Genomic DNA, 25,307 nt, shown 5'->3' with positions numbered 1-25,307 from the left:
GTGTGAACACAAGTTTGTTTGAGGGTCGATGATTTCATCGAAGGCGTTGAGTAGTTCTGCCAGGTCTTCCGAGGTAGCCCAAGATTTTCCACGGATCTGGAAAAGCCAGTCGAGCATTTTCGCCGAAGTTCGGCATGTGTCGAGCTCGACTTCATAACCCTTTGTGTGCTCCAGGTATCCATCTTTGATGTGCAAGGACCAATTTCCCCATGTCAAATGGCTCATCCTATTCCTGTTCGGTGAGATGTTGAACCCGGACTCGCGACACTTTCAGCACTGATTTCCTTAGCGGCAACAATATGTATCGGCGTTCTGACTATGCGGTAGCTCGGGATGCGATGAGATTGCCGAGAAGGTTCATTCGACGCTGAAGATAGCGCTGGTGCGACCCGAACCAGATTGGCGCCCAGAACCAGGCAATGCCGGGAGAAACCTTGTCCGCCGAGCCGTGGCTTTGGATCGCATCGCCGAGGCGGATTGCGGTGTGGTGTAAGCCGACGAGCCCATAGAACGGGATGATCTGGCTCCACCACTGGCCCCAGCCGTCATGAGGCTTGCCGGTGACTGTCGCCAGCTCACGATTGATCTTGCCGTACCAGACAAAGTAGTAGATCCCGAGGGTGATGAGGATCAGCCACCACCCTCCCCAGGGGCTGCGCTTCTGGATTAGCGGCGCGCGCGTGGCTACTGTGGTCATGATTTCCTCCGAGGTTCGTTAACGTTAGCTGTCGCTGAGTTGAGTACATCACCGGGTGTAGTTAAAACCCAAATTAAAAGTAGGAATTTGGGTCATTCGTTATCGAACCGCAAGCGAAGTGTCAGACACCTCCTCAGTTTCAGTCGCTTTTAACCTCGATTTTTCATGGTTGGCCGATCGGTCGTGATTCGGGCTCTATGGCCGCGTACTGAAACTGATTCTCGCAGTCGGATATGACACGGCACCGTGTCTGGCCACAGTTGAAGCGGGGACTCCGATCCCAGGGTTCTTCTCTCGCGTTCGGACATGGACAACAGCAACGTCAACCTGGGGCCGGTCCCGGCAGTGCCCGTAATCTGTCCAACCCGGCCACGATGGCGCTAGCCCAGGTAGCGGTGGCTTTCTCATATGCACGACTACTCGGCGCGCTGTCCTCGCGATCGTCGCTGGCACCGCGTAGACGTGCATTCGCAGCTTCTTTGGCTCCCACCTGCGGATCTCGTGGTCGGGAAACGCCAGCAACGACTTCCATGCTTCGATCTCACCTGCCAAAGCAACAACAGCTAACCAGTTCTGGTTCTGATCGAATCCTTTCAACGGAAGATTGCGCAACCCGGATTCCTTCGCGATGCGGATCCGATCCTCACAACGGGCTCTGGATCGGTGACGGACTTCCAGATCCGCCAACTGGTGGCCCTTCGTGTTCGTGACGAACGCGGTGAGCCGGTACCCGTCGACATCATCGAAGCGTAACTGTGCGCCCGGATGAGGATGCTCACGGCGGACAATCACTCGCATTCCTTCGGGCCAGTCGGCCAGGTCGAGTGCCCCGGTCAGTTCGGCCACATCAGCGCCATCGCGGGGCTCACCGTTGGTGTCATAGGCCGTTTCCCACGCACCGAGGTCCGTAAGCTGTCGATACAGTTCGGGAGTGTTCTCGGGCAACATCCATCCCACCGAGTAGGACAGACGCCGCTTCGTGAGGAACTCAACGAAATCGTGTGTTCCACCGGCAGTGTCGGTGCGGATGAGGACGCTCTTGCCCGGACGAGGACTGCGACTGGGCAATTGGTCGAGGATGAGTTTGACCAACTTGATGTGATCAGCTGCGGTGTTCGACCCCGCGTTTCCTGGCCGCAGGATCTCGGCAACGGGGTCGCCGCTACCGGCGTGGCCGTGGTCGATGAAGGCGAGCAGGGGGTGGAACCCGAACCCTTTCTTGTAGGTGGGTTTCGCGTTCTCCTTCTCACTGTGGGAGGTCACGAGGCTAGCATCGATGTCGATGATCAACGGATCCTGGGCATTCGCGTCGTGGTTCGGGGCGTGTTGACCGGCCAGTTCCCACACGCGGGTCCGGGTCGCTGCCCGCGCTTGGTTGATCGCTGCCAGGCTCCGGTCGACGTCGGCGGCCAGGGTTTGAATGATCTTGGTGATCGTCGCCTTCGATGCCACCGGTCCGTAGAGGTCGGGTTCGTCCCGGAGTGCGGTGGAGTCTGACAGGGCGTCACCGCCGAGAGCGAGAGTGATCGCGAGGTCGAGAAGAATCTTTGCCGGATCGTGAACGGCGAAGGGCTTCTTCCATGGTGCCAGCGCCGTTTTCAGGTGGTGTCCCAGGCCGCTGGCATGCACGGTTTCGGTGAGCAAGAGCCCACCGGGATGGCCCACAGCATTGCTGGGTGCGGTATCGATGTGCAGGCGGGGATAGGTGCGGGTAAGCTTCACTCTGAGAGTGCTCCTTTTCAGTGGACTGATGTTGTCTTCGCAAACACCATTATCCCTGGTCAGGAGCACTTTTTCTGGTCAGTCCAGCATCTGACCGCGCCTAATCATGAAACGCTGAGGTTAACTTCCGCCTATTCTAGTGGTGTGTCTCGTAAATGATTATACCGTTGGGCGATAGAATGAGGGCATGTCAGCTCCAGCAGCCCCGTTGACCATGACCGACACCGATCGAGAAGTCCTCGAGATCATCGCTCGGTCATCGACAGCCGCGCACCGGGAAGTCGTCCGCGCCAGAGTCCTCCTCGCCTCCGCCGATGGTGTGGGCATCCGCACCGTCTCCGGCGACCATGGTGTGTCGGCGATGACGGTGCGCGCCTGGCGCGAGGCGTTCACAGCCGAGGGACTCACGCAGTGGGGCACGGTGAAGAAAGGACGCGGACGCAAACCCTCGATCCCTGAGGACACAATCGCTGAGATCGTACGTCTGACGACGACCGAGACTCCTGAAGCCGAAACCCACTGGTCGGTGCGGTCGATGGCCAAGAAGGTCGGCGTCTCCCGCTCGACCGTCCACAGGGTCTGGTCCGAACTCGGGCTCAAACCCCACCGGCACGATACGTTCAAAGTCTCGAACGATCCGAACTTCGATGCCAAGGTCATCGATGTCGTCGGTCTCTACCTCAACCCACCGGAGAAGGCGGTGGTGTTGTGCATGGACGAGAAGTCTTCCATCCAGGCACTCGATCGCACTCAGGCATCGTTGCCGATGGTTCCCGGTCGGGCCGGGACGATGACGCATGACTACAAACGAAACGGCACGACGACGCTCTTCGCCGCACTGGATGTCCTCACGGGTAAAGTCATCGGGCAGTGTCTTCCCAAGCATCGGCATGAGGAGTTCCTGACTTTCCTCAAAACCGTTGATTCGCAGGTGCCCAAGGGTCTGCAGGTCCACCTCGTGCTTGATAACTATGCCACGCACAAACATGCCGTGATCAAGCACTGGCTGGCCAACCACAAACGCTTTCACCTGCACTTCACGCCGACATCATCGTCGTGGCTGAATCAGGTCGAGAGGTGGTTTCGCGATCTGACGGAGAAGAATCTGCGTCGGGGGATCTTCGACTCGGTGCCCGATCTCATCGACAGCATCGAGGCTTATATCGATGCCAATAATGATGACCCGAAACCGTATGTGTGGACGGCGACAGCCGAGTCGATCCTGGAGAAAGTCGCCCGAGCGCGCACCACCCTGACCGAACGAGCAAGCTAATACAGAGACACACCACTAGGTCTGCAGAAGCCATGAACCCCATGATGCCGTCGGCTGAGGGTCGTCTTCCGGGTTGAGATCCGGTGCAGCCGGGACTGAGGTATGCCTGTCGCACCCACGTCGGACGGAGACTTCGGCAGCAAGCGAGCATGCGCCCACCGGCCCTCACATGACTCATGTGAGTGGACGAGTGCACCCGTAGGTTGCACATATTGTTTCCTCACAGTTACTATCGTCTCGTGACAGTGGAAATACTGATCACCACATGCCATTTGCGGAGGATGAGATGAATGCTGCGGACGTTTCTGCCGGCGACACCGCCTGGGTGCTGATCAGCGCCGCGCTCGTGCTGCTGATGACGGTGGGATTGGCCTTCTTCTACGGAGGCATGGTGCGAGCCAAGAGCGTGCTCAATATGGTCATGATGTCGGTGGTGACCATGGGCCTCATCGGGGTCTTGTGGGTGCTCGTCGGGTTCTCGCTGGTCTTTGGAGAATCGATCGGCGGGTTTATCGGCAACCCGATGGACTTCGCCGGGCTGACCGCCCTCCTGAACGAGGACGCAGTCGTGGACGGGACCCCGACACTGATCTTCGCGGGCTTTCAAGCGGCTTTCGCGATCATCGCTGTGGCACTGGTCAGCGGTGCGGTCGCCGATCGGATGCGGTTCTCCGCATGGGTCGTGTTCGCCGTGGTGTGGGCGCTGCTCGTGTACTTCCCCGCTGCGCACTGGGTGTTCGCATTCAACGGATCCGTGTCGGAGAACGGGGGGTTCATCGCGAACAACCTGGGAGCCGTCGACTTCGCCGGCGGGACCGCGATCCACATCAACGCCGGTGCCGCGGCGCTTGCGCTGGCCCTCGTGCTCCGACCGCGCATCGGATTCAGAAGGGCCCCGATGCGACCTCACAATCTGCCCCTCGTGATGCTCGGCGCAGGGCTGCTCTGGTTCGGGTGGTTCGGGTTTAACGCCGGGTCGGCACTCGGGGCGAACCACACCGCGGCATTCGCCTGGATCAACACCCTCGCAGCGCCGGCGGCCGCCATGCTCGCGTGGCTGATCGTCGAGCGGATCCGCGACGGGCGTCCGACCTCGCTCGGTGCCGCCTCCGGCGTCGTCGCAGGCCTAGTGGGCATCACCCCTGCTGCAGCCGCGGTCAGTCCCCTCGGCGCGATCGCGATCGGCACCCTGGCCGGGATCGGCTCAGCCCTGGCCATCGGGCTCAAGACGAAGCTCGGCTACGACGACTCCCTCGATGTCGTCGGTGTGCACCTCGTCGCCGGTCTGATCGGGACCCTGGCGATCGGCGTCCTGGCGAATCCTGCATCGCCCGCCGGCGAAGCCGGTCTGCTCCACGGCGGCGGTCTTCATCTGCTCGGGGTGGAGGCACTCAGCGCAGCGATCGTGCTGGTCTACAGCTTCGTCGTGACCACAGTGATCGCCCTTGTCCTCAGATCCATGATGGGCGGCATACGAGTCACCAGCCACGAGGAGTCCTTCGGCATCGATGTCTCTGCTCACGCAGAGTCGGGCTACGAGTTCTCACAGGTGCCCTACACGTCGCAGAACATCACGCGCAGCATCGTCATCCCCGCTCCAGAACAGCAGGAGGCCCGCCCATGAGACTCGTCACCGCAATCCTTCAACCCATCGTCCTCGACCGGGTCCAGGTCGCTCTCGCTCGACATGGCATCAGCGGAATGACCGTGAGCGAGTGCTCGGGCTATGGACGCCAGAACGGTCACCGTGAGGTCTACCGAGGCGCGGAGCTCACCATCGATTACATCGGCAAGGCCCGATTGGAGATCCTCGTCGCCGACTCCGACGCGGACACAGTGATCGAGGTCATTGCACAGTCGGCCCGCACCGACGAGGTCGGCGACGGCAAGATCTGGTCGACGCCAGTCGACGAGGTCGTCCGGATCCGCACCGGAGAACGAGGGCCAGCTGCCCTGTAGCCCCCTTCGACCGGATAGCGGCTTCAGAAGGGCAATCCCCGGCCGACAACAGGCTTCAACCCCAGTGACCGTCACTTCTCAGTGAAAACCCCACTGGAGTCGGATCCCGCTCGCAGGGTCGGTCCCGGTCAGTGTGACAAGGTGTCCGGGCGGTCACCGAGGGAATCCGCCGGGCGCTCCTGTGTCACGAACACTGACAGGAAGCGGACCGGTGCCGCTATGATGCGGGCAGGGCCGTGGACGCCCTCGCTGTCGAAGAGCAAGCTGTCGCCGGTCTCCATGCGGAACGTCGACTGCTGGTGCTGATAGTCCATGACCCCTTCGAAGACGTACACGAACTCCGAACCCATGTGCTGGAACAGCGGGAACGGCTGACTGTCCTCCGTCAGCGTCACAAGGAGAGGTTCGAAGAGGCCATGGTGACGGGCGAGCTGTCCGAGTAACTGATAGTGATGGCCCAGGTTGCTTCCCCGGCGCACCGTCTCAGGCGCCCTACCCGCCTTCGCGAACACCGCCTGCGTCTCGTAATCAGCGGCGCGGAAGAGGCTGGTGACAGGAAGCTCCAGTCCCTTCGCCAGCGCATCCACCGTCTCAAGGCTCGCCGACGTCTGAGCGTTCTCGATCTTCGACAGCATCTGTCGACTGATCCCGACGCGAGACGCCAGCTCTGAAAGCGTCAGCCCGCGCGCACTCCGCATCTGCCGGGTGCTCTCAGCGATCGACTGCTCAAGCGACTTCGGTGGAGGAGACAGCGGCCGCCCGCCCTCGACCTGTGGGCTCAGCTCAAGCCCCGGCGGTTCGTCGTTGATTTCCACGGCCTCACACTTTCAGATGACGTCGAATGCCGCTGACACGGAGCCGGCGGGCTGCATACGGTCCCCGCGCAGGGCGCAGGACGGGCTGGAGTCGCTTCGATACATCGTAGCGCAGTGTGCCAAGAGAAATACATTCAGCGTGCTTGTCTCACACCAGTGGCGCTGCGTACGCTACAGTGGACACCGCTCACATTCTCCTCGCCTCCGGAAAGGACGCCGATGATCGAATCAACGCTCCAGGACACCTACGACACGGTGATGCAGCGCAACCCCGGCGAACCCGAATTCCACCAAGCGGTGAAGGAGGTCTTCGAATCCCTCGAAGCCCTCCAGGGTCGACACCCCGAGTACGCGGCCAACGGCATTCTGATGCGGCTGTGCGAACCAGAACGTCAGCTCATCTTCCGGGTGCCCTGGGTGGATGACGCGGGCACCGTGCAGATCAACCGCGGATTCCGCGTCGAGTACAACTCTGCGCTGGGCCCCTACAAAGGGGGGCTGCGCTTTCACCCCTCGGTCAATCTGGGCATCGTGAAATTCCTCGGTTTCGAGCAGATCTTCAAGAACTCCCTGACCGGACTGCCCATCGGCGGCGGCAAGGGTGGCGCGGACTTCGATCCCCACGGTCGTTCCGACGCCGAGATCATGCGCTTCTGCCAGTCGTTCATGACCGAGCTGCATCGCCACATGGGCGAGTACACCGATGTCCCCGCCGGTGACATCGGCGTAGGTGCCCGCGAGATCGGATACCTGTTCGGCCAGTACAAGCGCCTGACCAACAGATACGAAGCCGGAGTGCTGACTGGCAAGGGCCTGGACTGGGGCGGATCCCTCGTCCGCACGGAGGCCACGGGGTATGGCGCCGCGATCTTCGCTGACGAGATGCTCAAGGCACGCGGCTCGTCCTTCGAGGGCCGCCGGGTGGGTGTATCCGGTTCCGGCAATGTGGCGATCTACTCGATCGAGAAGGCGAAGCAGCTCGGCGGAATCCCGGTGACGGCCTCGGATTCCGGGGGCTATGTCGTGGACGAGAACGGCATCGACCTCGAACTGCTCCAGCAGATCAAGGAGGTCGAGCGCGGACGTATCCATGAGTACGCCGAACGTCGCGGGGGAGATGCCCGCTATGTCACGGGCGGCAGCGTGTGGGACGTTCCGGTGGCGATCGCTCTGCCCAGCGCCACCCAGAACGAACTCGACACCGATGCCGCCCGCGCCCTGGTCTCGAACGGGGTGGAGGCGGTCTCGGAAGGCGCGAACATGCCCTGCAACCCCGAGGCGGTCGAGATCTTCCGTGAAGCCGGGGTCGCCTTCGGTCCCGGCAAGGCGGCGAATGCCGGCGGTGTCGCCACCAGTGCGCTGGAAATGCAACAGAACGCCAGCCGCGACACCTGGAGCTTCGAGTACACCGAGGGACGGCTCACCGAGATCATGAAGAACATCCACACCACCTGCCTGGAGACGGCTGAGGACGTCGGTCGTCCGGGAGACTACGTTGTGGGCGCGAACGTGGCCGGCTTCCGCAGGGTCGCCGACGCCATGATCGCCCTCGGCGTGGTCTGAACAGGTCCCGCTGCCGAGTGACCCCGCCCCAGGCCCCCTGCCTGTGCCCGTGCCAACGGGGGCTTGGGAGTCGGGCGTTGTGCTCAAGGGTGACGCTAACGACACCGCCGACCTGTGGCAATTCCATATCGATGCCGACGCCCAACCCAAAGTTGCCTCCCGGCCATCGACCACCTCGGGTGGCCCCATGATCTGGCCGGTTTGGCTCAGGGGTTGCGGGCCGGGGCCCACCTCACAAAAAATCGTGGGTTACCGGACACGAAGCCCCGTGCCCGGCCTATCCAACATTTGTGGCAGGCCCCGGTGTTCACCGAGCGTACAACCATCGGACTCGACGTGCACGCTCGAAGCGTCATCGCAGCAGCACTCGACACGCACACAGGCGAACTCGTCCAACGCAGACTCACCCCCGACTTCACCGACATCACCACATTCATCACCCACCAACCCCAACCAGCCGCCGTCGTCTACGAAGCCGGCCCCGCCGGATTCGGCCTGGTCAGACACCTGACTGACGCCGGTATCCGATGCGTAGTGGCGGCGCTATCGAAACTCCAACGCCCTGCGGGCGATCGAGTCAAGACCGATAAAAACGAAGCCCTGCACCTGGCGAAACTCTTACGCCTTGATGAAGTCACACCCGTGGACGTGCCCTCCCTGGTCCAGGAATCAGCTCGGGACCTCGTTCGTACCCGTGAAGACGCGTGTGGGGATCTCATGTCGGCACGCCACCGACTCTCGAAGCTGCTGCTGCGCCACGGCATCGTCTACTACGGCGGCAGCGCCTGGACAGGCAAACACGACCAATGGCTCCACACCGATGCCCTGCCTCGCCTACCGGACACAGCGACCCGCCTGGGCTTCGACGCCGCCTACGATGCGGTATTGACGGTCACCGCGCGCAGAGATCGACTGGATGCCGAGATTGAGAAGATCGCCCGAGATTCCGAGTTCACTGCCGTCGTCGATCGGCTCGGGTGCCTGCGCGGGATAGGCACCTTGACCGGGTTCGGGCTGGCTGTCGAGATCGGCGACTGGACCCGGTTCACCGGCCGAACGATCGGGTCCTACGTGGGGCTGGCCCCCACGGAATACTCGTCTGGATCGTCACGGTCCCAGGGAGGAGTGATGAAGACCGGCAACGGGCATGTGCGTCGCCTGTTGATCGAGGTAGCGTGGCACCACCGTCGCCAATACCGGAAGTCCAAGGCTCTGCAAGCCCGATTCGACCGGGCACCGGCGGCAGCGCGAGCCCGGGGAGATGAGGGCAACAGGAGACTCCACAACCACGAACCTTTCAGTAACTAACGACACGCGACGCTAGTGGTGTGTCTCTGTATTAGCTTGCTCGTTCGGTCAGGGTGGTGCGCGCTCGGGCGACTTTCTCCAGGATCGACTCGGCTGTCGCCGTCCACACATACGGTTTCGGGTCATCATTATTGGCATCGATATAAGCCTCGATGCTGTCGATGAGATCGGGCACCGAGTCGAAGATCCCCCGACGCAGATTCTTCTCCGTCAGATCGCGAAACCACCTCTCGACCTGATTCAGCCACGACGATGATGTCGGCGTGAAGTGCAGGTGAAAGCGTTTGTGGTTGGCCAGCCAGTGCTTGATCACGGCATGTTTGTGCGTGGCATAGTTATCAAGCACGAGGTGGACCTGCAGACCCTTGGGCACCTGCGAATCAACGGTTTTGAGGAAAGTCAGGAACTCCTCATGCCGATGCTTGGGAAGACACTGCCCGATGACTTTACCCGTGAGGACATCCAGTGCGGCGAAGAGCGTCGTCGTGCCGTTTCGTTTGTAGTCATGCGTCATCGTCCCGGCCCGACCGGGAACCATCGGCAACGATGCCTGAGTGCGATCGAGTGCCTGGATGGAAGACTTCTCGTCCATGCACAACACCACCGCCTTCTCCGGTGGGTTGAGGTAGAGACCGACGACATCGATGACCTTGGCATCGAAGTTCGGATCGTTCGAGACTTTGAACGTATCGTGCCGGTGGGGTTTGAGCCCGAGTTCGGACCAGACCCTGTGGACGGTCGAGCGGGAGACGCCGACCTTCTTGGCCATCGACCGCACCGACCAGTGGGTTTCGGCTTCAGGAGTCTCGGTCGTCGTCAGACGTACGATCTCAGCGATTGTGTCCTCAGGGATCGAGGGTTTGCGTCCGCGTCCTTTCTTCACCGTGCCCCACTGCGTGAGTCCCTCGGCTGTGAACGCCTCGCGCCAGGCGCGCACCGTCATCGCCGACACACCATGGTCGCCGGCGACGGTGCGGATGCCCACACCATCGGCGGAGGCGAGGAGGACTCTGGCGCGGACGACTTCCCGGTGCGCGGCTGTCGATGACCGAGCGATGATCTCGAGGACTTCTCGATCGGTGTCGGTCATGGTCAACGGGGCTGCTGGAGCTGACATGCCCTCATTCTATCGCCCAACGGTATAATCATTTACGAGACACACCACTAGCGTGTATACGCCCGCCGCCTGCGACAGTATTTCCGCCTGTGCGTACGGCGTTGCCAGGCCAGTGAGGCTCGTACGCGCGGTTGTCGTGACTGTGTGATCGTAATCGAGCACAACCCACAGGTCGTCTCGGTCAGTGCCGTTTCGCCTGCTTTCCCAAACCCGGGCGGGGGAGGACACCCTGAGTACAGGGAAGAAGAATGGTGCACCCGGAATGTCGCTCGCCTGGCTAGCGAAAATGAGGAGCGGATAGAATACTTCTATCGTGTCCTGCCTCAACTCGTGTGAGGTTGGCCTAGAGAGTCGGAAGGTGACCGAAACGTGTGGAGATCATCGCCTGGATATGAGGGCGAGTACCTGATTCGATCGCGCGGCCAAAGAATGGCAACGAAGACACGATCTCGATCAGGGCATGAAGGTCAGTACAATCCTCGGCCTCCCGGATCAAGGAAATCTCCACATGGACATCGATGGCAACGCCAGGAATTTCCGCGTCGATATTCACTGTCGATGCGTCATCACTCTCGGACACGGGCTCGGAGCTTATGTTCTGGACAACTTTGGCATCGGCACCTAGGAAACTCTGTGCCGTGGCAGGCAGCTGGTCGCGTGCTAAAGGCATCGTGGCCGTCAATTGAAGCCCGTCGGCTCGGCCCGACAGGATCTCCACGCTCGCTCCATCTGCACGCCAAGTGTCCTCATCGGCGAGCACATCGAGAATCTGCGCTGGCCCCAATGCTACTTTGCGTTTCAGCTCCGCTCGTTGCATAGGCGCAAGTATGTCATGCCGAGTATGACCGATCGATGCCGCTGTTGTGCTTCCACACGGCAGGGACCAACCAGCATCGGGGGCCGTTCACTGAGGCGCAACTATGGTTGGCATGTGCCCTATGCTTTCAGTATGTCTCAGGCGAGGTGGCAGGCCCGATGATTGCTGGTGATGCACAGCAACTCTCTGCCCATGATCGGATGATTCTCGATGTCGAGTGTGGTTCACCCACTCCTGCCGCTCGACGCCTCTTGTGTGATCGCATTGATTTGGCCCCTGAACGCTACGACACTGTGCTGAACGGTTTAGCTGATACTGACGCGGCATATTCGTATGCTCCTGAGGTCGTTCGCACAGTCAGGCACTCACGAGCTGAACGATTTCGCTTCTACCGGCGGGCGCGCCGCTGGACGACCTGGGACCACATTGTCGAAAAAGGAGACCCCACGTGAGAGACAAATCGCTGCCAGACGAGTTCATTCCTCACACACAGCACCCCAGTCAGGTTTTGGTCTTGGGGGCGACCGGGTACGTCGGTGGACGTTTAGTTCCGCGGCTTCTCCAGGCCGGTCATACAGTCAGTGTTGCCGTACGCTCTCCCGACAAGCTCGAGACAGTACCCTGGGCCAGCGATGTCACGATCTTCCGGGTGGATCTTGATGACGGGCACGGTTTGGTCGAAGCCATGGCCGATATCGACGTCGTCTTTTACCTGGTTCATTCAATGAATTCCGGGAGTGATTTCGAGTCTCGTGAGGCACGGGCTGCCACTCGTGTCGCTGCCGCTGCAGAGTCCGCCGACGTCGGGCGAATCGTGTATCTGGGTGGACTTCACCCGGACTCGGATTCGTTGTCTGCTCATATGCGCTCACGGGCCAAGGTGGGCCGGATTTTCCTCAATTCTTCTGTTGCCACGATCGTGTTCCAAGCTGGGATCATCATTGGATCAGGATCGGCATCGTTCGAGATGGTTCGTCACTTGGCCGACGAACTACGGTGGATGCCGGCACCGAATTGGGTCTCGAATCGAGTCGAACCTCTCTCGATTCGAGATGTCCTCTATTACTTGGTGTCAGCCGTTGGTGTCACAGCGCAGGTGAATAGGTCTTTTGACATTGGTTCACGTGACGTTTTGACCTACGCCGACATTATGAAGACTTTTAGTCGGATCGCTGGTCTGAAACCACGGCACGTGTTGGAACTACCGCTTCCTGCCCCCACGTTGTCAGGAATCTGGGTAGGGTTGGTCACGCCTTTGCCGTTAAATTTAACGTTGCCGCTGGTGCAATCGCTGCAAGAAGATGCGGTGACACAAAATCGGGCGATTGACTCGGTCATTCCTGTCCCAGCAGACGGGCTTCTCACCTACGAACAAGCTGTGAGATTGGCTCTTTACAGAGAACAGGAAGGGGCAGTCGATACGAACTGGGATGCCGATACCGGTGACCTGAGCCGCGCGGCCAGTGCCCTTCCCAACGATCCGCAGTGGGCGGGACGACGCATGTATGAAGATGATCGCACATTCTACTTTTCCGATCTTCGTGCCGATCAATTGTGGAAAATTGTTGTCGCCATCGGTGGCGACCATGGGTGGTACTCCTGGCCCCTGGCGTGGAAGATCCGAGGCCAGTTAGACAAAATCGTCGGAGGCGCTGGTCTCAACCGTGGTCGCCGCCTTCCCGACAGTCTCAGGGTGGGAGACCCGGTCGATTGGTGGAGAGTCGTGGAAATGGAACCGTCTTCGCGGTTGCTGTTGCGTGCGGAGATGAAGGTCTCCGGTGAAGCCTGGCTCGAGTTCACGATGGCAGACGATGAAGATGGTTGCTCGTTCCGACAGCGAGCCATGTTCATCCCTTCAGGGATACGTGGGCGCCTCTATTGGGCGTCTGTGTCGCCGTTCCATAGGGGCATTTTCCCCAATATGGCCAACAACATTGCGCAGGCAGCGAGACGATTCGCATGACAGGCAACGAATCTTTCCGCGACAATAGGGTGAGCAAGGTTGGCGCAGATGCTCAGTGGTGGACATACAGTGTCGGTGGTGGCCGCTGTGTCCTCACCGATTCCGTGGAAAGCATTCTTCGCCGGCATATTCAGGCCGGCACAAGATGCCGATCGTGGTCGATCTCGGCCAGCGGCCTGCCCGCCATATTCCGGGCCAGGATCAGGGTCGGAATGCCGGCCGCGACGACGATGACGGTCGCATAGATCGCCGGTGCCAGTGTGAGACCGGTGGAACTCATCAACGCGGTCGCAATCAGCGGTGAGAGTCCGCCGAAGAGGACCGTGGCCACGTTGTAGCCGATCGCCATTCCGGAAAAGCGGCTGGTTCCGGTGAACTGCTCGGGGACCATGGCCGCCGCCACGGCGCTCCAGCCGGCAGCGGGCACAGCCAGGAACGCAGCGCCGGAGACGGCGATCCCGGGGTTCGCGTTCGCCAGCAGGGCGTAGGCGGGAATGGTGGTGAGGATGAAGACGGTCATGAGGACGGCCAAGGTCCTCTTTCTCCCGAACCGGTCAGAGGCGATGCCGAAGAACGGGGTGATGACGATTGCGACGACGGCCGCGATGGTGCCCAGTGCGAGGGACCCGGAGTTCTTCACGTCTGAGACCTCTTCGATGTAGGTCGGCACGTAGGTGATGTTGAGGAAGTAGCTGACCGAGCCGATCGATGAGATGAGGAAGGCGACGAGGATGGCGCGGGGCTGCTGGAGGAAGGCGATGAGCAACGGGGAACGACTGTGCTTGACGACCGGTTTCTTCTTCTCCGTCTCCTGCAGGCGCTTGAAAGTGTCGGTCTCCTCCATCATCCGTCGCAGCGGGATCATCAGCGCGGCCAGCAGAGCGCCCAGGACGAACAGCATCCGCCAGCCCCAGGAGCTCATCGCTTCGGCAGACAGCGTGGCGGCCAGGAACGCTCCCGACCCGACCGCGAGCAGGGCACCGACCTCACTGTTGGCGGCGGCCCAGCTGGCCGCGAGTCCGCGCCGTTTGCTGCCGGCCGACTCCATGAGAAAGACCATGATCCCGGTGTACTCGGCACCAACGGAGAAGCCCGACAGACAGCGGAAGAAGACCATGCCGACGCCGGCCCAGATGCCGATGGTGTCATAGGTCGGCATGACGGCGATGCCGAGCATCGCAATGGCCATGAGCACGGCGGACACGACCAGCGCGGACTTCCGGCCGACCCTGTCGCCGAGATGGCCGAAGACCATGGCCCCGAGCGGCCGGAACAGGAACCCGGCAGCTCCGACGCCGAGGGTCAGCAGCAGGGAATCGGTGCGATCGCCGAAGAACTCGGTGGTCAGGATGGTCGCAACGTAGAAGAAGATCGAGAAGTCATACCACTCGACGACGGTGCCAAACGCAGCGACGAGCATGGATCGACGGCGCCCCTTCTCACGCTGAGGGTTGCTGGTTGCTGCCGGGTCCGACTGGGCCTGCGGTTCGACTTCTGACATCGACAATTCCATTTCGTAGGGAATACTGCGATTGTATTGTCTGAGGTGACTCCGACTTTTGGATTCACAAGGAAAAACCTACAGTACTCCCGCATGAAAGTCGGGTTGCATCTGGAGTCGTGAAGAAGTGACTGATCAATCCTCCGATGCCTGTCTTATCAAGGATCGTCTGTGCATTAAGTGAGGCACGAAAACCTTCAGCTCAAGAAGCAGCAACCGAGGTGGAAGGGTAAACCGGCTCATCCCAATCGGGGGTGTAGGAGTTGGGGTCTGAAGCCGCCGGTCTCGAGCAGGCTTCGGGCGATGTAGTTGGTCAGGTTGCGGAACCCGAGTGCGGAGCCGCGCAGGTGTTCGAGCCGTCCGTTGAGTGCCTCGGTCGGCCCGTTGCTGGTGCCGGGTCGTTCGAAGTAGGCGAGCACGTCGGCGGCTCGCTTCTTCAGGGTCCGGCCCAGGGTGGTGAGCTCGGTGAGCACCTTGGGGACGCCGGCGCTGAGGTCGGTGATCAGCTTCTCCATGAGCTCGCGGCCACGTTGCCGGTCCTCGTGGCGATAGGCGGCGATCATCCGCTGGTAGACACCCCAGGTCGCCTCGACCTCGACGTGAGCGTCATCAACGAACAGCGCGCGTAGCCTGTCGCTTTGCTTGTCGGTGAGCAGGTCCGAGCCGGTGTGCAGCGTGCGCCGCGACTTGTAGAGCGGATCGTCCCTGAACCCACGGTGCCCGTGGATCGCGAGTTGGACCCGGCGCCGGCACCTGTCGAGGGCTTCACCGGCCAGGCGCACGACGTGGAAGGGATCCATCACCGTGACCGCGTCCGGGATCTCCTCCGCAGCGGCGGTCTTGAACCCGGTGAAGCCGTCCATCGCGACCACCTCGACCGCGTCACGGAAGGCGTCGTCGCGGTCGGCGAGCCAGGTCTTGAACGCCGCCTTCGACCGGCCCTCGACCATGTCCAGCAGCCTTGCTGGGCCGGCGCCATCGCGGACCGGGGTGAGGTCGATGATCACGGTGACGTACTTGTCGCCACGCCTGGTGTGGCGCCAGACGTGCTCATCGACGCCAATCACCTTCACGCCCTCGAACCGCGTGGGGTCGTTGATCAGCAGCCGCTTGCCTTCGGCCAGGACCGCGTTGTTGGCGGTGTCCGACGCGACCCCGAGTCCCTCGGCGACACGGGCGACGGTGAGGTGTGCGACCACGATCCCTTCCAGCGCCCACCGCAGCCCGGTGCGCGAGAGCTTCGCGCGTGGCTCCGCCGCGGCGCTGGTGTCTTGGCGCCACACGTGTCCGCAGTCTGCACAGCGGTAGCGGCGCACTACAACTTCCAGCACGGTCGGTCGCCAGCCCAGCGGCTCGTGGGCCAACCGCCGGATCACGGTGTCACGAGCGGCGCCTTCGCTGCCGCACCGTCGGCACCACTGATCTGGTTCCACCACGCGGCACGCGAGGACCGCACGATCCGGTTCAAGTCGTTGCCCGATCACGCTCAGACCGAGGCCGTCGAGTCGAGCGAAGGCGGTCAGGTCAGGGCGGCCGAAGCCGGGCGGCGGGGTAGCGTCGGGCACGTCGAGGTCTTTCCGATGGATGGCGTAGGAACCTCCATCGTCGGGAGACCTCGACGTCTATCTGCGGACCGACTCGGCGGGCCCGATCGTCTCGTGCGTTGGCGGACTACGGGAGCTTGGACGCGAGGACGTCGGCCGCCAGGATCTCGGGTGCTGCGCTGAGGAGGTGCTGATTGTCCGTCAGGGCTGCGACAATGGCGCCGTTGGCGTGGGCGTCGCGAGCGGCCTCGTCGTGGAATGCATCGAAGATCCAGAAGGTGTCGGCGTGGGTCCTGACCGCGAACCAGACAATCGTTCCTACTTCTTCGTTGGCGAGTGCGACAGCGCCGGCGAGCAGATCGGCGACCGCGTCGTGCTGTCCATCGGCCGCGACGATCTTGGCGACGAAGGCATACGGAAGTGATGCGGGTGTTGACATGAGGGACTCTCCTTGAAGTCGTGATTCTTCGTGTGACGAGTTCAGCGTATGACGAGCGAGGGCCGGTGAGTAGTGGCGTATACGGCAGTATTGCTATTGTTTACGTCATGCGTATCGGACTGATCGCGATCGACGGCTGCTTCGGTTCGGCTATCGCGTCGATCATCGACATCGTGCGGGTGGCCGACGGAGCCCGCGGCGATGTCGACCCGCGGATCGACCCGATCGAACTCGCCATCCTCGGACCGAAACGGCGAGTGACCACGACGGCATCGATGACCCTGTCGGTGGACCACCCGCTGTCGGAGTCCGCAGAGTTCGACGTGGTCGTCGTCCCTGCGCTTGGAACCCTTACGGCCGCCGCTACCAACGACGCCCTCCAGAGCCGAGATGCTCGTTCGGTCATCGCCTCGCTCGGGCGCCTCGACGAGGCGACCACCCGGATCGCCGCGGCGTGCACCGGCGTGTTCGCTGTCGCCGAGACCGGACGGATGCATCATCGGCGGGCGACGACCAGCTGGTTCCTGGGGCCGGAGTTCCTGAAGCGCTATCCGACCGTCGCCCTCGATCTCGACACCATGGTCGTGGTCGACGGGAACCTCGTCACCGCCGGCGCCGCGTTCGCCCACATCGACCTCGCGCTCTCACTCGTGCGATCGATCAGCCCCGACCTGGCCCAACATGTCGCCAAGCTCCTCATCATCGACGAGCGCCCGTCGCAGGCGGCTTTCGTCGCCTACGAACATCTCCGGCACGAGGACCCGATCGTCGTCGAGTTCGAACGCTTCGTGCGCGCCCGCCTGGACGAACCGTTCAACGTCGCCTTCGTCGCGCAGTCGCTCGGCACCAGCCGGCGCACCCTCGAACGACGAGTTCGTGCGGCGCTCAACCTCACTCCGCTCGGCTTCGTCCAACGGCTTCGCATCGAACGAGCTCGGCACCTCTCAGCAACCACGGACCTCACCTCCGCCGAGATCGCGCTACGGGTCGGCTACGCGAACGCCGAGACTCTGCGCTCCCTCCTGCGTAGGGAGCGACGCCGTTCCTGACCTATCGCCATGCCTGTAGCTTGTGTCCTAGCGCTCGGTTGGAACCACCTCTCAGCACGTCGCGTCGACGCTCCTGCGTCGCCCCTGGACTACCCACTCGACACGCCCGCAGCACAGCCCATGTGACGTGCCCCGGCTTCCCGGACGGTCGGGGTTGGGTGGCTGTGATGTCGCTGCGTTCTCGTCGAGAGGGTCAGCAGACCCGATCAGAGCCGATTGGGATGAGCCGCGAAGGCGGTTAGGTCAGGGCGGCCGAAGCCGGCCGGCGGGGTAGCGTCGGGCACGTCGAGGTCTTTCGGATGGATGGCGTAGGAACCTCCATCGTCGGGAGACCTCGACGTCTATCTGCGGACCGACGCGCCCGGCCGACCTACACCTTCATCTGGGAAGAGCCGGTAAACCAGAGAGCCCCGAGTCCTTCAGCGAAGCCCTGCTTGTTGTATTGGGTGATCGCGACGGTGTCGCTCGAACGTCGCAACGCACGGTCAGTCATCTCCAAAGCCACAGCCTGAGACGGAAGGCGCTTCCGGACACCGCGACCTGTTAAGTTTTGGCCTCCGTCGCTTGCCTGAGTGTCGACGGGCTTCAATCAGTGAGGGGCGTAATGCCTCATGTCAATATGCCCGCGAAAAGTTTCCGATGCCTCACATAGATTTGCCCGCGAAACTTACCCCGTCTTGACTCGCACACCCTTGCGCACATCCGGCAACGCTGACGGGAACGACGCTAGTGGTGTGTCTCTGTATTAGCTTGCTCGTTCGGTCAGGGTGGTGCGCGCTCGGGCGACTTTCTCCAGGATCGACTCGGCTGTCGCCGTCCACACATACGGTTTCGGGTCATCATTATTGGCATCGATATAAGCCTCGATGCTGTCGATGAGATCGGGCACCGAGTCGAAGATCCCCCGACGCAGATTCTTCTCCGTCAGATCGCGAAACCACCTCTCGACCTGATTCAGCCACGACGATGATGTCGGCGTGAAGTGCAGGTGAAAGCGTTTGTGGTTGGCCAGCCAGTGCTTGATCACGGCATGTTTGTGCGTGGCATAGTTATCAAGCACGAGGTGGACCTGCAGACCCTTGGGCACCTGCGAATCAACGGTTTTGAGGAAAGTCAGGAACTCCTCATGCCGATGCTTGGGAAGACACTGCCCGATGACTTTACCCGTGAGGACATCCAGTGCGGCGAAGAGCGTCGTCGTGCCGTTTCGTTTGTAGTCATGCGTCATCGTCCCGGCCCGACCGGGAACCATCGGCAACGATGCCTGAGTGCGATCGAGTGCCTGGATGGAAGACTTCTCGTCCATGCACAACACCACCGCCTTCTCCGGTGGGTTGAGGTAGAGACCGACGACATCGATGACCTTGGCATCGAAGTTCGGATCGTTCGAGACTTTGAACGTATCGTGCCGGTGGGGTTTGAGCCCGAGTTCGGACCAGACCCTGTGGACGGTCGAGCGGGAGACGCCGACCTTCTTGGCCATCGACCGCACCGACCAGTGGGTTTCGGCTTCAGGAGTCTCGGTCGTCGTCAGACGTACGATCTCAGCGATTGTGTCCTCAGGGATCGAGGGTTTGCGTCCGCGTCCTTTCTTCACCGTGCCCCACTGCGTGAGTCCCTCGGCTGTGAACGCCTCGCGCCAGGCGCGCACCGTCATCGCCGACACACCATGGTCGCCGGCGACGGTGCGGATGCCCACACCATCGGCGGAGGCGAGGAGGACTCTGGCGCGGACGACTTCCCGGTGCGCGGCTGTCGATGACCGAGCGATGGTCTCGAGGACTTCTCGATCGGTGTCGGTCATGGTCAACGGGGCTGCTGGAGCTGACATGCCCTCATTCTATCGCCCAACGGTATAATCATTTACGAGACACACCACTAGATAGAGCTGCTCGGTCTTCTTGCTCGATAGCACCAGCAACCGGTCCTGGACCCGAGCGATCTCAGCAGCGATCTTCGCCGGATTGAGACCATCGCGATACGCCGTCATCTCCTCGACCTGTTTTGGCGAGAGCACGCCGGCCTCGAGGAGCCTGTCGAACGGTGTTCGCGGAGCATCATAGATCCGTTTACGCCGCCCATTCTTCGTCGACCCATACCCAGTCGGTTTGACCGTGGGCATCAGATAATTCACCCGATCATTGACCAGATGCCATAACCGGTTCAATGCTCGTCGCTCCAGATCAGTGTCGTAGCGATAGTAAAATCCGTACCGGCGCACGACGTGATTGTTCTTCGACTCGATGGTGGCCTGATCGTTCTTCTTATACGGCCTGGACCTGGTGAAGTAGATACCCTTCGATCCGGCCCACTCGATGACGTATTGGTTGAGGAACTCCGACCCGTTATCGAAGTCCAGACCAGTAATCTCAAACGGAATCTCACGAGCCGCAGTCTTCAATCCGGCCAGAATGTTCGTATGCGCGTTGTTACGCACCGTGCGCGAGAACGTCCACCCGGTATGGAAATCGGTGAGGTTGAGCGTGCGTGCGAATTCCCCAGACTCGACAGGACCACAGTGGGCGACGGTATCGCCTTCGAAGAAGCCGGGTTCGTCTTCGACCTCGTCACCGGCCCGCCGAATCGTGATCGCCGAGCGTAGCAAAGAACCCGGCTTCGTTGTTGAGATCCCATTGATCGCGTCCCTGGCTCGCATAGGTTTGAGGTACCGGTCGATCGTGGCCGGACTCATCGCCAATAGCTCCTTGCGCACGTGCTTGTCGTAGCGGTCCTGGCCGGTGGTGAGCTCGTTGTGGGCTTCGAGGAGGTCAAGGAGGATGCGCATCGTGGCGTGAAGGTATTTGCCGCACTGGCCGCCCGAGATCGCCCACACGCGCTGGAGAACCTTGACCGCGTCGTAGGAGTATTTCCTCGCACGCGGCTTCCGAGGCTGTTTGGCGACCTGCCGGCCGGGCCCTGGCGGATGTTTAGCTGCCTGAGTCAGACGCCGTCGAGCGTTGTCGCGGGTCCACCCCGTGACTGCCACGACTTCGTCGAGCACGGCGCCCTTGTTCTTCTTCGAAGCCTTCTTGTATTGCCTGGCGTATTTCGTGGTGATCTCTGTACGAGTCGCCATCGACAGTTCACTCCCCATAGCTTCCGAGGATCCACCATTTCGCGGGCAAAAGTATATGAGGCACCGAGGGTGGCATCCGGGCTGTTTATCTGAGTCTTGTCGTGTCCTTGACGACGGCAGTCGACCTCCGGCATGCTTGTCGCGACACATTCCCGGCGAAAGACAGTCGCTTCGTGAAGTAACTCCTCATTTCCGACTTGCGGGTGAAACGGACCGGCAGCGCACATCTGTGCACGAAATGAGGTCATCACATGACTGCCGCCATATCCATCTCCGATCTCGGATACCGCCTCGGCGATGACACCGAGATCTTCACTCACCTCAGCGCCTCGATTCCTGCCGCTGTCGTCGGGCTCGTCGGCGAGAACGGGGTGGGCAAGTCCACCCTCGCCAGAATCATCGCCGGCACCCTCAGCCCGACCGCGGGCAGCGTCACCGGCGCTGAAGCAGCCGTCTACATCGATCAGCTCCTGCCGTACAGCGAGGACAGCGTCGCCTCGGCGATGGGAATCACCACTGTCCGAACCGCTCTGGCCAAGGCTCTGTCCGGTGACGCCGAGCCCGCCGACTTCGAGGCCATCGGTGACGACTGGGATATCGAGGAGCGGGCACTCGGCACTCTGGCCGAGCTCGATCTGAAACTCGACGCCAACTCCCTGGACCGTCCGTTGAGCACCTTCTCGGGCGGGCAGGCCGTGCGGATCGGTCTTGCCCGTGCCGCGATGGCAGGCGAGCGCTGGCTGATCCTCGACGAACCCAGCAACAACCTCGACGAGGCGGGGCGGGGCCGGCTGGTCTCCCTGCTCGAGCAGAGAAGGGGGCCGACGCTCGTGATCTCCCACGACCGAGCGCTGTTGGCGACGGTGACGACGATCGTCGAGATGACGGACGGGCTGCAGGTCTACGGGGGCGACTTCGAGGACTACGAGACCATGGTCGCCGCTGAGGAAGAGGCGAAGCTGGCCCGAGTGGTCGACGCGAAGAAGTCTCTGGCAATCGAGAAGCGGCAGCGCATCGAACTCGAGACGAAGCTGGCTCGGGCCGAGCGGAAGGCGGCCAAGGACAAGGAGAACAAGAGGCGTCCGAAGATCGTGATGAACGGGCTGACCGGCTTCGCCCAGAAGAGCGCTGCGAAGAGGCGTGGCGACAAGGCCGCGGACGAAGCGGCAGCCCGGTCGTCGGTGCAGTCGGCCAAGGACGCTCTGCGCAGGGACTCGAGCATCCGCCTGGATCTGCCGGAGACCGTGGTCCACTCCGGCAAGAGGGTCCTCGACATCGAAGGGCCGCCTCTGCTGCTGCCGCGTTCCCTCGTCGGTCCCGAGCGGATCCGGCTGACCGGTGCCAACGGCTCCGGGAAATCGACGCTGCTGGCCGCTCTCACAGGCCGTGCCGATACAGGGGCCCCGGTCGAAGGGCTGTTCCCCGGTCTGCGGATCAACACCCCGGTCCCGATCGGCTACCTCGACCAGCAGTACCGGCTGCCGTCGGCGCTGACCGTCATGGCCGCTGTCAGGGAGGGCAATCCTGATCTCGGCCCGCACCGTGTCCACGAGGTGCTGGCCGCGATGGGGCTGCGGGCAGGACGGACCGATCAGCTCTGTTCGACCCTGTCGGGAGGGGAGAGGTTCCGCGTGGCGCTGGCCGCGACCCTGCTCCAGGATCCCGCACCGCAGCTTCTGGTCCTCGACGAACCGGGCAACAACCTCGACCTGCCCTCGCTGAGGGCCCTGGTGACCGCCCTCGACGGATTCGGCGGCGCGATGATCGTGGTCACCCACGATGATCGTCTCGCACGAGAGCTGCGACTCGACGTCGAATGGGGCATCCGGGAATTTCTGGTCCCGGAACGGGTTGATATGGATAGAGAAGGCAGCGAGATGGAGGGATCACATGCGCAACCGTGACAGGGCAGCGTCTGCTCGTGCAGATGCTCCATCATTTGACGGGTCGGGGACAATGGCATGGTGAGTGTCATGAGTCCTGCCCCAGAATCCGTCTCCTCGGCCACCGTCGAGCCCCTGCGCATCGGCCCGATCGAGCTGTCGTCGCCGGTGGTGCTCGCGCCGATGGCCGGAATCACCAACACCGCGTTCCGGCGGCTGTGCCGCGAATACGGGGCCGGTCTCTATGTGACGGAGATGGTGACTTCGCGGGCATTGGTCGAGCGCAGCCCCAAGAGCATGCGCATCATCCAACACGAGCCGTTCGAGACTCCGCGTTCGGTCCAGCTCTACGGTGTCGACCCGGTGACGGTCGGGCAGGCCGTGCGGATGATCGTCGAAGAAGACCGTGCCGATCACATCGACCTCAACTTCGGCTGCCCCGTGCCCAAGGTCACTCGGAAGGGCGGCGGCTCCGCCCTGCCATGGAAGCAGGACCTGTTCGAGGCCATCGTCACCACGGCGGTGAACGAGGCGGACCGCGGTGGCATTCCCCTGACGGTGAAGATGCGCAAGGGCATCGACAAGGACCATCAGACCTTCCTCGATGCCGGTGAGATGGCCCGCAATGCTGGAGTCGCCGCTGTCGCCCTCCACGGTCGCTCCGCTGCGGACCTGTACTCCGGGCAGGCGGACTGGGACGCCATCGCCCGACTCAAGGACCACCTCGGCGACAGTGTCCCGGTTCTGGGCAACGGCGACATCTTCGCGGCAGAGGACGCGCTCGAGATGATGCGCACGACCGGATGCGACGGTGTCGTCATCGGCCGCGGATGCCAGGGGCGGCCCTGGCTCTTCGGCGACCTCGCGAATGCGCTGAACGGCAGTGACGAACGTTTCCGTCCCGGCCTCGCCGAGGTGGCCCGTGCCGTGTACAAGCACGCCGAATACCTCGCCGAATACTATGAGGACGAATTCTACGGCGTTCGTGACCTGCGCAAGCACATCGCCTGGTACTTCAAGGGGTACCCAGTGGGGGGAGACCTGCGGAGTCAGCTGGCGATGGTCTCCTCGCTGGAGGAGCTCGAGGGCCTGCTCGGCCGACTCGACCACGACGCCCCGTATCCTGGTAGTCCCGCGGAAGGCTCCCGTGGACGGACCACCCGCCCGAAGAAGCCGCATCTGCCCGAAGGGTGGCTCGACTCGCGCATCTTCGATGCCAGCGGGAAGTCCCTGCTCTCCGAGGCGGAACTCGACATCTCGGGAGGATGACGATGCCAATCGACTCTCACCCACCCGCCATGGTGCGCTCGGGATCCGTGGCGGTCTACTCGCCGAGAGACGAAGAACGGTGGGTGAGCGAACCGGCGAAGAATCCGCGTCGATCGGCCTTCCAACGCGACCGTGCCCGGGTTCTGCACTCCGCCGGCCTGCGCCGGCTCGGCGCCAAGACCCAAGTCGTTTCACCGGGCACCGACGATTTCGTCCGCACCCGACTCACCCACTCCCTCGAAGTGGCCCAGGTCGGACGCGAGCTCGCCCGCTACCTCGGCTGCGACCCCGACATCGTCGACACCGCGTGCCTGAGCCACGACCTCGGCCACCCACCCTTCGGCCACCACGGGGAGACGATCCTCGATGCCCTGTGCGCGGACATCGGCGGCTTCGAGGGCAATGCGCAGACGCTGCGTCTGGTCACGAGGATCGAACCGAAGGTGATCGCCGCCGACGGCCGGCCTGCCGGGCTCAACCTGACTCGGGCCAGTCTCGATGCCCTGACCAAATACCCGTGGACGCGGAACGAGGCAGCACTCGGTCGGCATGGTTCCGTCGTCCGGAAGTTCGGCGTCTACGATGACGACACGGGAGTCTTCGACTTCTACCGCGAGGGCGTCGAGAACGGGACTCGTTGCATCGAGGCCCAGGTGATGGACCTCGCCGATGACATCTCCTACTCGGTCCATGACGTCGAAGACGCCATCGCCGGCGGTCACCTGCATCTGTCGGAATTCGCTGATGAGCGCTCACGCGGCGACCTCTTCGACATCACCCGCAAGTGGTATCTGCCCAATACGAGTGATGACGAGATGGACAGCGCCCTGACACGGCTGCAGGGCGCGGCGTACTGGCCCGCGGAGACCTATGACGGATCCAGGCGGGCCCAAGCGACGCTGAAGCATATGACGAGTCAGCTCATCGGGCGATTCGTCGGCGCCGCCGAGGCCCAGACCCGCGAGGAATACGGCTGGGAGCCCCTGATCCGGTATGCGGCATCCCTGGTGGTTCCGGAGCAGACCGCCGTCGAGGTCGCCGTCCTCAAAGGAATGGCGACTCTGACCGTGATGGTCGCCGAGGACCGCCTGCGTCTGCATGACATCCAATCCGCCGTCATCACCGAACTGGCCCATTGGTTCTCCGAATCACCGGCCGATCTCGATCCGATGTTCAGGGCGGACTACTTCGACGCCGCCGACGATGCGGCCAGGCTGCGCGTCATCGTCGACCAGATCGCCTCTCTGACCGACCATTCGGCCTGGGCCCTCTATCACCAGCTCAAAGCAGGAGCGGAGGATCGTCTCTAGAC

20 protein-coding genes and 1 pseudogene are annotated in these 25,307 nt (G+C 62.2%); 11 read left to right on the top strand and 10 right to left on the bottom strand.

Annotation, left to right across the window (positions count from 1 at the left end; all coding sequences use genetic code 11):
- Positions 1-316 precede the first annotated feature (316 nt).
- Positions 317-697 (bottom strand): DUF4234 domain-containing protein, encoded by a 381-nt coding sequence (locus BKA07_RS13305; protein ID WP_167951309.1) that lies wholly within the window; start codon positions 695-697, stop codon positions 317-319.
- A 322-nt stretch (positions 698-1,019) separates the two neighbouring features.
- Positions 1,020-2,419 (bottom strand): annotated as a pseudogene (locus BKA07_RS13300) (IS1380 family transposase).
- Between the two features lie 187 nt (positions 2,420-2,606).
- On the opposite strand from BKA07_RS13300, the gene BKA07_RS13295 reads away from it, so the two are divergent.
- From BKA07_RS13295 to BKA07_RS13285, 3 genes are all read left to right on the top strand, one after another.
- Complete coding sequence (locus BKA07_RS13295; RefSeq protein WP_167951308.1) at positions 2,607-3,692, top strand: IS630 family transposase; 1,086 nt, start codon at positions 2,607-2,609, stop codon at positions 3,690-3,692.
- 265 nt (positions 3,693-3,957) lie between these two features.
- Positions 3,958-5,316 (top strand): ammonium transporter, encoded by a 1,359-nt coding sequence (locus BKA07_RS13290; protein WP_245161947.1) that lies wholly within the window; start codon positions 3,958-3,960, stop codon positions 5,314-5,316.
- Positions 5,313-5,651, top strand: coding sequence for a P-II family nitrogen regulator (locus tag BKA07_RS13285; protein WP_167951307.1), 339 nt, complete (start codon positions 5,313-5,315; stop codon positions 5,649-5,651). Before BKA07_RS13290 ends, BKA07_RS13285 begins: the two co-directional genes overlap by 4 nt.
- Positions 5,652-5,779: 128 nt before the next feature.
- Here BKA07_RS13285 and BKA07_RS13280 read toward each other — a convergent pair whose 3' ends face one another.
- On the bottom strand, positions 5,780-6,466 hold the full coding sequence (locus BKA07_RS13280) for a helix-turn-helix domain-containing protein (protein WP_342449068.1): 687 nt from the start codon (positions 6,464-6,466) through the stop codon (positions 5,780-5,782).
- A gap of 219 nt (positions 6,467-6,685) precedes the next feature.
- On the opposite strand from BKA07_RS13280, the gene gdhA reads away from it, so the two are divergent.
- A complete protein-coding gene (gene gdhA / locus BKA07_RS13275; protein ID WP_167951306.1) occupies positions 6,686-8,029 on the top strand; it encodes an NADP-specific glutamate dehydrogenase in 1,344 nt (447 codons plus the stop codon).
- 303 nt (positions 8,030-8,332) lie between these two features.
- Positions 8,333-9,337, top strand: coding sequence for an IS110 family RNA-guided transposase (locus BKA07_RS13270; protein WP_342449067.1), 1,005 nt, complete (start codon positions 8,333-8,335; stop codon positions 9,335-9,337).
- 31 nt (positions 9,338-9,368) lie between these two features.
- On the opposite strand, the gene BKA07_RS13265 is transcribed toward BKA07_RS13270, so the two are convergent.
- Complete coding sequence (locus BKA07_RS13265) at positions 9,369-10,454, bottom strand: IS630 family transposase (RefSeq protein WP_167951000.1); 1,086 nt, start codon at positions 10,452-10,454, stop codon at positions 9,369-9,371.
- Positions 10,455-10,797: 343 nt separating this feature from the next.
- Complete coding sequence (locus tag BKA07_RS13260; protein ID WP_167951305.1) at positions 10,798-11,271, bottom strand: DUF2505 domain-containing protein; 474 nt, start codon at positions 11,269-11,271, stop codon at positions 10,798-10,800.
- A gap of 35 nt (positions 11,272-11,306) precedes the next feature.
- On the opposite strand from BKA07_RS13260, the gene BKA07_RS13255 reads away from it, so the two are divergent.
- Together BKA07_RS13255 and BKA07_RS13250 are read left to right on the top strand one after the other, a co-directional pair.
- Positions 11,307-11,723 carry a DUF3263 domain-containing protein gene (locus BKA07_RS13255; protein WP_342449066.1) on the top strand — a complete coding sequence of 139 codons (417 nt, stop codon included), beginning with the start codon at positions 11,307-11,309 and terminating at the stop codon, positions 11,721-11,723.
- Positions 11,720-13,234 (top strand): SDR family oxidoreductase, encoded by a 1,515-nt coding sequence (locus BKA07_RS13250; RefSeq protein ID WP_342449065.1) that lies wholly within the window; start codon positions 11,720-11,722, stop codon positions 13,232-13,234. The genes BKA07_RS13255 and BKA07_RS13250 overlap by 4 nt, the downstream gene beginning before the upstream one ends.
- Before the next feature lie 130 nt (positions 13,235-13,364).
- Here the strand turns inward: BKA07_RS13250 and BKA07_RS13245 are convergent, their stop codons facing one another.
- From BKA07_RS13245 to BKA07_RS13235, 3 genes are all read right to left on the bottom strand, one after another.
- Positions 13,365-14,735, bottom strand: a complete 1,371-nt coding sequence (locus BKA07_RS13245) for an MFS transporter (protein WP_167951303.1) — start codon at positions 14,733-14,735, stop codon at positions 13,365-13,367.
- Between the two features lie 239 nt (positions 14,736-14,974).
- A complete protein-coding gene (locus BKA07_RS13240; RefSeq protein ID WP_167951302.1) occupies positions 14,975-16,300 on the bottom strand; it encodes an ISL3-like element ISPfr2 family transposase in 1,326 nt (441 codons plus the stop codon).
- A gap of 106 nt (positions 16,301-16,406) precedes the next feature.
- Positions 16,407-16,718, bottom strand: coding sequence for a putative quinol monooxygenase (locus tag BKA07_RS13235; RefSeq protein WP_167951301.1), 312 nt, complete (start codon positions 16,716-16,718; stop codon positions 16,407-16,409).
- Between the two features lie 107 nt (positions 16,719-16,825).
- Between BKA07_RS13235 and BKA07_RS13230 the strand changes: the two genes are divergently transcribed.
- Positions 16,826-17,767, top strand: a complete 942-nt coding sequence (locus tag BKA07_RS13230; protein WP_062244175.1) for a GlxA family transcriptional regulator — start codon at positions 16,826-16,828, stop codon at positions 17,765-17,767.
- Positions 17,768-18,512: 745 nt separating this feature from the next.
- Here BKA07_RS13230 and BKA07_RS13225 read toward each other — a convergent pair.
- Positions 18,513-19,598, bottom strand: coding sequence for an IS630 family transposase (locus tag BKA07_RS13225; protein WP_167951300.1), 1,086 nt, complete (start codon positions 19,596-19,598; stop codon positions 18,513-18,515).
- 9 nt (positions 19,599-19,607) lie between these two features.
- Entirely contained in the window at positions 19,608-20,843 is a 1,236-nt protein-coding gene (locus tag BKA07_RS13220) for an integrase catalytic domain-containing protein (RefSeq protein WP_209043973.1), read from the bottom strand.
- 251 nt (positions 20,844-21,094) lie between these two features.
- Between BKA07_RS13220 and BKA07_RS13215 the strand changes: the two genes are divergently transcribed.
- The 3 genes from BKA07_RS13215 to BKA07_RS13205 all read left to right on the top strand — a co-directional run bounded on the left by BKA07_RS13215 (position 21,095) and on the right by BKA07_RS13205 (position 25,305).
- Positions 21,095-22,747 (top strand): ABC-F family ATP-binding cassette domain-containing protein, encoded by a 1,653-nt coding sequence (locus BKA07_RS13215; protein ID WP_167951299.1) that lies wholly within the window; start codon positions 21,095-21,097, stop codon positions 22,745-22,747.
- Positions 22,748-22,816: 69 nt separating this feature from the next.
- The gene (dusB, locus tag BKA07_RS13210; RefSeq protein WP_167951298.1) at positions 22,817-23,995 is read left to right on the top strand and encodes a tRNA dihydrouridine synthase DusB; all 1,179 of its coding nucleotides are present in this window, start codon (positions 22,817-22,819) and stop codon (positions 23,993-23,995) included.
- Positions 23,996-23,997: 2 nt separating this feature from the next.
- Complete coding sequence (locus tag BKA07_RS13205) at positions 23,998-25,305, top strand: deoxyguanosinetriphosphate triphosphohydrolase (RefSeq protein WP_167951297.1); 1,308 nt, start codon at positions 23,998-24,000, stop codon at positions 25,303-25,305.
- Positions 25,306-25,307: the final 2 nt, after the last annotated feature.

It is taken from the genome of Brevibacterium marinum (genome assembly GCF_011927955.1).
Lineage (GTDB): Bacteria > Actinomycetota > Actinomycetes > Actinomycetales > Brevibacteriaceae > Brevibacterium > Brevibacterium marinum.
Note: the sequence above shows the minus strand (reverse complement) of the source record. Positions and strands in the feature narration are given on the sequence as shown.